The organism is Embleya sp. NPDC056575 (assembly GCF_042793325.1).
Lineage (GTDB): Bacteria > Actinomycetota > Actinomycetes > Streptomycetales > Streptomycetaceae > Embleya.
Window position 1 is genome coordinate 1 of sequence record NZ_JBHTVA010000191.1, and the last position, 386, is coordinate 386.

1 tRNA gene is annotated in these 386 nt (G+C 68.4%); it reads left to right on the forward strand.

The features are described 5' to 3' along the window. The first annotated feature begins 90 nt into the window (after window positions 1–90). Window positions 91–163: transfer RNA gene (locus ACFRCG_RS48655), tRNA-Arg, on the forward strand. The last annotated feature ends 223 nt before the right edge of the window (window positions 164–386 follow it).

Sequence of the window (386 nt, forward strand, 5' to 3'; positions counted from 1 at the left end):
GGCCCGGAGCACCCGAAACGATCCAAGTGCACGACCCGCTACACTGTGGCGGTGCGACGCGGAGGCACCACCATGCCGCCCCGACGCCCGGCCTCCGTAGCTCAGGGGATAGAGCACCGCTCTCCTAAAGCGGGTGTCGCAGGTTCGAATCCTGCCGGGGGCACAGAGAGAAGGGCCAGCTCAGGAGGATTCACCTCCCCGGCCGGCCCTTCACCGTTTCCGGCGCCGTGCCACATGCGTGCCACTACGTCCGTGCGGAGCCCTTGTCGCCGTTGTCCGAGGGGTCTCCCCCGCCGTCGCGGATCATCGCACCAAGGCGGTCGGCGATGGCCCGATCGCGGTCATTGGTCATGTGCTGATAGATCAGCGCGGCCCGCGAGCTGCTG